The sequence below is a fragment of the Akkermansia sp. KLE1798 genome (assembly GCF_001580195.1).
Classification (GTDB): domain Bacteria; phylum Verrucomicrobiota; class Verrucomicrobiia; order Verrucomicrobiales; family Akkermansiaceae; genus Akkermansia; species Akkermansia biwaensis.
In genome coordinates this window covers 95,039-104,200 of sequence record NZ_KQ971062.1, presented here as the reverse complement: position 1 = coordinate 104,200, position 9,162 = coordinate 95,039, and the positions used below count along the sequence as shown (strand labels likewise).

The 9,162-nt window shown below is 59.1% G+C and carries 4 protein-coding genes; 1 reads left to right on the top strand and 3 read right to left on the bottom strand.

What is annotated here, in order from left to right; all coding sequences use genetic code 11:
• The coding region (locus HMPREF3039_RS00525; RefSeq protein WP_231863806.1) for a hypothetical protein at nt 1-380 on the top strand (380 nt) is incomplete at its 5' end.
• Here HMPREF3039_RS00525 and rpoC read toward each other — a convergent pair.
• The 3 genes from rpoC to rplL all read right to left on the bottom strand — a co-directional run bounded on the left by rpoC (nt 377) and on the right by rplL (nt 9,159).
• Nucleotides 377-4,570, bottom strand: coding sequence for a DNA-directed RNA polymerase subunit beta' (gene rpoC, locus HMPREF3039_RS00520; RefSeq protein ID WP_067570731.1), 4,194 nt, complete (start codon nt 4,568-4,570; stop codon nt 377-379). The genes HMPREF3039_RS00525 and rpoC overlap by 4 nt on opposite strands.
• A 72-nt stretch (nt 4,571-4,642) precedes the next feature.
• A complete protein-coding gene (rpoB, locus tag HMPREF3039_RS00515) occupies nt 4,643-8,581 on the bottom strand; it encodes a DNA-directed RNA polymerase subunit beta (protein WP_067570729.1) in 3,939 nt (1,312 codons plus the stop codon).
• A 203-nt stretch (nt 8,582-8,784) separates the two neighbouring features.
• Nucleotides 8,785-9,159 carry a 50S ribosomal protein L7/L12 gene (gene rplL, locus HMPREF3039_RS00510; protein ID WP_067570727.1) on the bottom strand — a complete coding sequence of 125 codons (375 nt, stop codon included), beginning with the start codon at nt 9,157-9,159 and terminating at the stop codon, nt 8,785-8,787.
• Nucleotides 9,160-9,162: the final 3 nt, after the last annotated feature.

Here is a 9,162-nt window from a genome sequence, read left to right as displayed (position 1 = left end):
CCGGCATCAGCTCAATGGTAGCCGCGGAAACGGAGGCTGCCAGAGAGGCCATGCCCAGGCAGATGGTGCATAATATTTTCTTCATTGTCGTCAACATGCCGGATTGCAAATCCGCCCGGATTCACATGAAACAGGAAAAGGTTTCAATCAATTCAACGTCTTATAGTTGCCGTGAAAATACCGTGGTTTGGAACAAGGCTCCCGAGTTTTTCAAACATGCCTTTTTACAGCAAAGGTCAAAGTTTCAAAATATTCTCTTGACACCGGATTTGCAATCCGTCCTGGGGAGGAATGCCTTGAGTGTAAGATATTTTAATACAGAAAAAGGGCCGCTCTCCTTGCGGAAAGCGGCCCTGGAATATGGTTTGGGAACGGATTAGCGTTCGTTGTCGAAGTTGATGGTATCGTTCAGGACTTCTTCGATGGAGTCCATTTCATCATCTTCACCGGCGAGCACGATTTCTTCAGCTCCTTCCGCGGGGTCCACTTCAATCTTGCTGTAGCGGGAGAACCCGGTACCGGCGGGAATGAGGTGGCCCATGATGACGTTTTCCTTGAAGCCTTCCAGCGTGTCGGTCTTGCCGAGGGTGGAAGCTTCGGTCAGAACGCGCGTGGTGTCCTGGAAGGACGCGGCGGAGATGAAGGATTCCGTTTCCAGGGAGGCCTTCGTGATGCCGAGCAGAACGGGCTTGGCGGCGGCCGGCTGGCCACCCTGGGCGATCGTCTGTTCGTTGATGCGGTCAAAGGTGGTCTTGTCCACCTGGTCGCCCCACAGGAACTCGGTGTTGCCGGGTTCCGTGATGACAACCTTGCGCAGCATCTGCCGCACGATGATTTCCACGTGCTTGTCGTTGATCTCCACACCCTGGAGGCGGTACACTTCCTGCACTTCGTTGACAAGGTGCTCCTGGAGGCGTTCCTTGCCGCAGACATCCAGAATTTCTTCCGGAGAAACGGGGCCTTCCGTAAGCTGGTCGCCCATGTGGACGTGGTCGTCTTCGTGAACGATCACGTGCTTGTTCATCGGCACCAGATGATCCACCAGTTCGCCCATGGGCGTTTCAATGGTGATGACCTTCTTGCCGCGGGAGGTGTTCTTGCTGCTGAGGCGCACAATGCCTTCCACGCGTGCGATGGTGCAGGCGTCCTTGGGCTTGCGGGCTTCAAACAGTTCCGCCACGCGGGGAAGACCGCCGGTGATGTCCTTCGTCTTGGCCACCTTGCGGGGCGTCTTGGCCACCATGGTGCCGGCGGAAATGGTCTCTCCGTCCTTCACGGTCAGGTTGGCCCCGGCGGGAATGGCGTGGTGGGCCAGAACCTCGCGGGTCTTGGCATCGCGGATGACCACCTGCGGGTGGAGTTCCTGCTTGTGTTCCATCACGACGAGGGTGGACGTACCGGTTTCACGGTCCGTTTCCTTGGAAACGGTGATCCCCACGATCATATCCTTGAATTCGACCATCCCGCCCTTTTCAGCGATCACGGGCACGTTGTACGGGTCCCATGTGGCGAGGGTTTCATCCTTCTTGATGGAGCCGCCGTTGGGAACGTACAGGATGGTGCCGATGACGGGCTGGTAGGATTCCAGCTCGCGGCCCTGTTCGTTTTCAATGCGGACGGAGCAGTTCTTGTTCAGAACCACGAAGTTGCCGTCCACGTTTTCCACCGTGCGGAGGTCTTCCGTGTAGATCACGCGGCCGTCGTTCTTCGCCTTCACGATAGGCTGCTTGAACGCCGTAGTGGCCGTGCCGCCCACGTGGAACGTACGCATGGTCAGCTGGGTGCCGGGCTCGCCGATGGACTGGGCGGCGATGATACCGACCGCTTCACCGATCTTCACTTCCTGGCCGGTAGCCAGGTTCAGGCCGTAGCACTTGGCGCAGCAGCCCTTCTTGAGTTCGCAGGTCAGCACGGAACGGATCTTCAGCTGTTCAATGCCGATCTTTTCCAGTTGTTCCGCCTGCTTCTCGTTGATGAGGTCGTTGATGTCCACGATGATCTCGCCGCTGACGGGATCGACGATGCGCTCGCAGGAAACGCGGCCGTAAATGCGGGACGAAAGGGAGGCCACCTCTTCATCGCCGTCATAGATGGCGTGAACGGTGATGCCGTTATTCGTACCGCAGTCGTCCGCGTAAACGATGACGTCCTGGGCCACGTCCACAAGCTTGCGGGTCATGTAACCGGAGTCCGCCGTCTTCAAGGCGGTGTCCGCCAGGCCCTTGCGGGCGCCGTGGGTGGAAATGAAATATTCCAGCACGGAGAGGCCTTCACGGAAGTTGGCCGTGATGGGGCGTTCGATAATTTCGCCGCTGGGCTTGGCCATCAAACCGCGCATGCCGGAGAGCTGCTTGATCTGCGCCTTGTTGCCTCGGGCGCCGGAATCCACCATCATGAAAAGCGGGCTGGCCATCTTGGAACCTTCGTTGTGTTCCAGCTTGCGGTACAGGGCCGCCTGGATCACGTCCGTGGTCTGGGTCCAGATATCCACCACCTTCTGGTAGCGTTCGCCGTCCGTGATGATACCGTTCTTGTACTGCTTGGTGACCTTGTCCAGCTCTGCGTAGGCCTTTTCGATTTCCGTCTTCTTCTGGGACGGAACGACCATGTCCACAATGCCGATGGAGCAGCCGGAACGGGTAGCTTCCTTGAAGCCCAGGTTCTTCAGGGCGTCCAGGGTCTGCACGGTGCGTTCCTTGCCCACGGTCTGGTAGCAGCGCCAGATGATGTCGCCCATCTGCTTCTTACCCACGTTGCGGTTGATATAGCCGAGTTCGCGGGGCCAGATTTCATTGAAGCGCACGCGTCCGGCCGTCGTCACGATCACCTTCTTGGTTACGTCTCCGTACACCACTTCGGACGGCTTCTTGCCGTAGTCCGGGTTGTGGAGGCGAATCCAGTCATGGTAGCCGATCTTGCGGGCGGCAATGGCGTATTCCACTTCATCGATGGATTCGAAGAGGGGCAGGTGCTGGTGGTTGTCCTGGTAATTCTGTACTTCCGCGGCACGGGTGTGCGTCAGGAAGTACGCGCCAAGAATGATGTCCTGCGTAGGCGTGGCGATGGGCTTGCCGGATGCCGGGGAGAAGATGTTGTTGGGCGCCAGCATGAGTTGGCGCGCTTCCATCTGGGCTTCCACGGAAAGCGGCACGTGCACGGCCATCTGGTCGCCGTCGAAGTCCGCGTTGTACGCGTTACAGACGAGCGGGTGCAGGCGGATGGCGGAACCTTCAATCAGGACCGGTTCAAATGCCTGGATGGAAAGGCGGTGCAGCGTGGGCGCACGGTTGAGCATGACGGGGTGGCCCTTGGTAACTTCTTCCAGGATGTCCCACACTTCCGGCGTCTTGCGGTCAATCAGCTTCTTGGCGGAGCGCACGGTGTGCACGTAGCCCAGCTCCTTGAGGCGGTGGATAATGAAAGGTTCAAACAGGATGAGGGCCATCTTTTTGGGAAGGCCGCACTGGTTGAGCTTCAATTCCGGACCGATCACGATCACGGAACGGCCGGAGTAGTCCACGCGCTTGCCTAGCAGGTTTTGGCGGAAACGGCCGCCCTTGCCTTTCAGCATGTCGGAAAGGGACTTGAGGGGGCGGTTGCCGGCTCCCGTAACGGCGCGGCCGTGGCGGCCGTTGTCGAACAGGGCGTCCACGGCTTCCTGGAGCATGCGCTTTTCATTGCGGATGATGACTTCCGGAGTCTTCAGGCTCAGCAGGGTCTTCAAGCGGTTGTTGCGGTTGATGACGCGGCGGTACAGGTCGTTCAGGTCGGACGTGGCGAAGCGGCCGCCTTCCAGCGGAACCAGCGGGCGCAGGTCCGGCGGGATGACGGGCAGCACGTTCAGGATCATCCATTCCGGGCGCGTGTTGGACTGAAGGAAGCCCTGGGCCAGCTTCAGGCGCTTGGCGATCTTGCGCTTGTTCTGCTTGGAGTTGGTGTTGTCCAGCTGTTCCTGGAGGTCGGCCACGAGGGAGGGCAGGTCAATGGAGGCAAGCATCTTCTGGATGGCTTCCGCGCCCATGCCGGCTTCAAAGCTGTCATAGCCGTATTCGTCTTCCGCATTGCGGAATTCCTCTTCCGTCAGAATGGCGCCCTTTTCCAGGGGAGTGTTGCCGGGGTCCACTACGATGTAATCTTCGTAGTAAATCACGCGTTCCAGATGGCGCGCCGTCAGGTCGAGCATGAGGCCGATGCGGCTGGGCATGCACTTGTAAAACCAGATGTGGGACACCGGAACGGCCAGTTCAATGTGGCCCATGCGTTCGCGGCGCACGCGGGCGTTGGTCACTTCCACGCCGCAGCGGTCGCAGGTGATGCCCTTGTGCTTGATGCGCTTGTACTTGCCGCAGGCACATTCCATGTCGCGGGTGGGGCCGAAAATGCGTTCGCAGAACAAGCCGCCTTTTTCCGGCTTGAACGTGCGGTAATTGATGGTTTCCGGGTTGACTACTTCGCCATGGGACCAGCTGCGGATGGTATCCGGATCAGCTACGGTGATGGCTACCTGGTCAAAGGTCTTGGGCTTGTCGCTCAGACCGTGCATTTCCCGAATGGTAGGGGTATCAGACATATGTTAAAAATCTTAAGAAGGGTTGATGCCCCCTCCCGCACCGTGCGGGGCGGAAGGGGAATGCGATGGATATTAGAATTTAAGGTCGGAGAAATCGACATCCGCCAGTCCGGCCATGTCGTCGCTGTCAAAGCCTTCCGTCATGCCGTCCACCGGGGCGAGGTCCGTACCGCCGAGCTGCAGGGAAGGTTGTTCATCCTTGCTGCCGGGGCGTACGTTCAGGCCCAGGGACTGCATTTCCTTCATCAGAACGTTGAAGGATTCCGGAGTGCCGGCTTCCAGGGTGTTGTCCCCCTTCACGATGGATTCGTAAATGCGGGTGCGGCCCTGCACGTCGTCGGACTTCACGGTGAGGAGTTCCTGGAGGGTGTAGGCGGCGCCATAGGCTTCCAGCGCCCACACTTCCATTTCCCCGAAACGCTGGCCGCCGTACTGGGCCTTGCCGCCCAGAGGCTGCTGCGTGACCAGGCTGTACGGACCCACGGCGCGGGCGTGGATCTTGTCCGCCACCAGGTGGTTCAGCTTGAGCATGTAGGTCTGGCCTACCACAACGGGGTTGTGGAAGGGTTCGCCGGTAAGGCCGTCGTACAGGATGCTCTTGCCTCCCACGGTGCCGTCCTTGCCGTCGCCGATCCAGGTGAAGCCGTCCACTTTCTTGGCTTCGGACATGTAGTTCCAGATGGTGTCTTCACTGATGCCGTCGAACACCGGAGTGGCCACCTTGAAGCCGAGGGCCCGGGCCGCGATGCCGAGGTGGGCTTCAAGCACCTGTCCCACGTTCATTCGGGAAGGTACGCCCAGGGGGTTCAGCACGATGTCCACCGGAGTGCCGTCCGCGAGGAAGGGCATGTCCTGTTCGGGAACGATCTTGGCTACCACGCCCTTGTTGCCGTGGCGGCCGGCCATCTTGTCACCCACGCCGAGCTTGCGCTTGGCGGCGATGTACACCTTGACTTCCTTCAGGCCGCCGGGTTCGGATTCGTCCCCGGATTCCATCTGGTCCAGTCTGTGTTCGCGTTCGTCGTCCAGCTCGGTGAAGCGGCCTTCGAAGGAGGTGATGATTTCCAGAATTTTGTTGCGGATCGGGCTGGGCTCGATTTCGATGTGGTCGTGAACCAGCGCCAGCTTGCGCAGCAGGGTCTTGGTGATCTTGCGGTTGGCCGGAATGATGATTTCGCCGGTCTGTTCGTTGACGACGTCAAGCGGGATCTTTTCACCCAGAAGAATGTCGGAAAGCTTCTTGGTCAGCTGGTCAATAAGCTGTTCTTTCTTCTTCTTGTGCTCGTCGTTGATCTTCTTGAACTGCTTCTTCTTCTCCGCGCTGTCCACCACGAGGTCGCCGCGGTGATGGCCGGAACCCGTGGAAGAAATGCGTACATCCATCACGATGCCGGTGCAGCCGGAGGGAACGCGGAGGGAAGTATCCTTCACTTCCGCCGCCTTTTCACCGAAGATGGCACGCAGCAGGCGTTCTTCCGGAGCCAGTTCCGTTTCAGACTTGGGAGTGATCTTGCCGACGAGAATGTCGCCGGGCTTCACTTCCGCACCGATGCGGATGACGCCGTCATGGTCCAGGTTCTTCAGGGCTTCGTCACCGGCGTTCGGAATGTCGCGGGTAATTTCTTCCGGGCCCAGCTTGGTGTCGCGGGCCTGCACTTCAAACTCGGAAATGTGGATGGAGGTGAAGGTGTCTTCTTTGACCGTCTTTTCGGAGATGACGATGGCGTCTTCGAAGTTGTACCCGTTCCACGGCATATATGCCACCAGTACGTTGCGGCCGAGAGCCAGTTCGCCCTGGTCCGTGTTCGGGCCGTCCGCCAGCACGTCGCCGGCCTTGATCTTGTCCCCGCGGCGCACGATCGGCCTCTGGTTGATGCAGGTGCCGGCGTTGGAACGCATGAACTTGCGCAGGGGATAGACGTAAATGCCATTGTCGCGGTCGGTGCGGACGCTGTCCGGATCGGACAGGTACACTTCCGGGCGTACGGGCAATTCGCCGTCCTTCGTGGTAATGATGACTTCCGCAGAGGCGGAGGCAACGATGCCGTCCGCTTCCGCCAGCACGACGGAACGGGAGTCCCGGGCGCACTTGCCTTCGATGCCGGTGCCCACGTACGGGGATTCCGCCACCATCAGAGGCACGCCCTGGCGCTGCATGTTGGAGCCCATCAGGGCGCGGTTGGCGTCGTCGTGTTCCAGGAAGGGAATGAGGCCTGCGGCGATGGAGACGAGCTGCTTGGGAGACACGTCCATGTAATGCACGTCGGCCGGGTCCACTTCGATGAACTCGCCCTTTTCACGGGCGGTCACGCGGGAAGTGGTGAAGTTGCCCTGTTCGTCCAGCGGGTTGTTGGCCTGGGCGATGAGGTAGCCTTCCTCCTGGTCGGCGGTGACGTATTCGATGGTATTGGTGACCCGTCCGTTTTCCACCTTGCGGTAGGGCGTTTCAATGAAACCGAATTCATTGATGCGGGCGTAGGTGCACATGGAGTTGATCAGACCGATGTTGGGGCCTTCCGGCGTTTCGATCGGGCAGATGCGGCCATAGTGGGAAGGATGCACGTCTCGCACTTCAAAGCCGGCGCGGTCGCGGTTCAGGCCTCCGGGCCCCAGGGCGGAAAGGCGGCGCTTGTGCGTCAGTTCCGCGAGGGGGTTGATCTGGTCCATGAACTGGGACAGCTGGGAACGGCCGAAGAAGTCGCGCACGACGGCGCTGAGCGCCTTCGGGTTGATCAGTTTGCTGGGCGTGACGCCTTCAATGTTCTGGTCGATGAGGGTCATGCGTTCCTTCACCAGGCGTTCCGTGCGGGCGAGGCCCACGCGGCACTGGTTGGCCATGAGTTCGCCCACGGCACGCACGCGGCGGCTGCCCAGGTGGTCGATGTCGTCCACCATCCCTTCACCCTTCTTGAGGCGCAGGAGGTACTTGAGAGCGGCCAGGAAATCTTCCGCAGTCATCAGGCGCTGGTCCAGGCTGGTGTCCAGACCCAGTTTCTGATTGATCTTGTAACGGCCCACGCGGGTGAGGTCGTACTTCTTGGGATCGTCGAAGAGTCTCTTCAGAAGCGTGCGGGCCTGTGCGGCCGTAGCGGGGTCACCGGGACGCAGGCGCTTGTAAATTTCCTTGAGGGCGGATTCCTCGTCGTGGGCGGGATCCTTCTTCAGGGTCTTGATCAGCACGTCGTCCTCGTTCTGGTTGATGACGTCGATTTCCTTGATGCCGAACTGGAGCAACTGGCGCACGACGCCCATGTTGAGCTGTTCGAAGGCTTTGGCAAGAACCAGGTCCTTGTCCTTGATCGTATCGACGGCGACGAGGTTGTGCAGGTCTTCTTCCGTCATGTCCTCGCTCAGGGGAAGAGTGCGGATATCGTAGAACTGGCTGACGATGTCGCGGTCGGTTTTGAAGCCCAGATAGCGCATGAACGTAGTCGCAAGGAACTTGCGGCGGCGGCGGCGGCGGTCAAGATAGACGTAGAGCAGATCGTTGGTGTCAAACTGGACTTCCAGCCAGGAACCGCGGTCCGGAATGATGCGGAAGGAATGCAGGAGCTTGCCGTTCAGGTGCTGGGCGCTTTCAAAGCAGATGCCCGGAGAACGGTGAAGCTGGGACACAATGACGCGCTCGGCGCCATTGATCACAAAGGTGCCGCGGTTGGTCATCATGGGCATTTCACCCATGTAAACAGTTTCTTCCTTGGATTCGTTGTCGGATTTGAGCTTGAAGGTGACCTGGAGGGCGGCGCTGTAGGTTTCCCCGGCGCGGATAGCCTCGTAGTCGCTCATCTTGGGCTGTTCTATTTCATAAGAAAGAAAATCGAGCTCAATGTTTTCGTCATAGCTCTTGATAGGAAAGATTTCCTTCAGAACACCCTGCAAGCCGATGTTTTTCCTGGCCGCGGCCGGCGTGTCCTGTTGTAGAAAATCGAAGTATGATTGCAGTTGAATCTCAATAAGGTTGGGAGGTTCGATGACTTCCTTGATATTCCCGAAGTAGAGTCGCTTTGACATGGGCTGCTGTGGCGGAGATGTTATGAATGTGCATCCTTGCTGCCCGGATGCGGGGCAGAACGGTTCCTTCCTTGGGGAGACGGAACCGACTGGAAGCGATTTGATGTGCAAAAAGCCTCTAGTCGGTCACGCGGGATGTGAAGACGAGGAAGCGCAACAGGAGAAAAAACGGGATTTCTCCTGTTGCGCGGGAAGTAAAAAGCTTACTTGACGTCGATCTTGGCGCCGGCTTCTTCCAGCTTGGCCTTGGCGGCGTTGGCTTCGTCCTTGGAAACGCCTTCCAGGATGGTGGCGGGAGTGCCTTCAACCAGTTTCTTGGCGTCCACCAGGCCGAGGCCGGCCTTCACTTCGCGGACGGCCTTGATCACGGCGATCTTGTTGGCGCCGGCGTCCGTCAGCACAACGTCGAATTCGGTCTTTTCTTCTTCAGCTTCGGCAGGAGCGGCGGCAGCGCCGGCGGCGGCTACGGGAGCAGCGGCGGAAACGCCCCACTTTTCTTCCAGGAGCTTGACGAGGTCGGCGGCTTCCAGAATGGTCAGGGTGCCGAGTTCTTCAGCGATTTTATTAATATCAGCCATTGT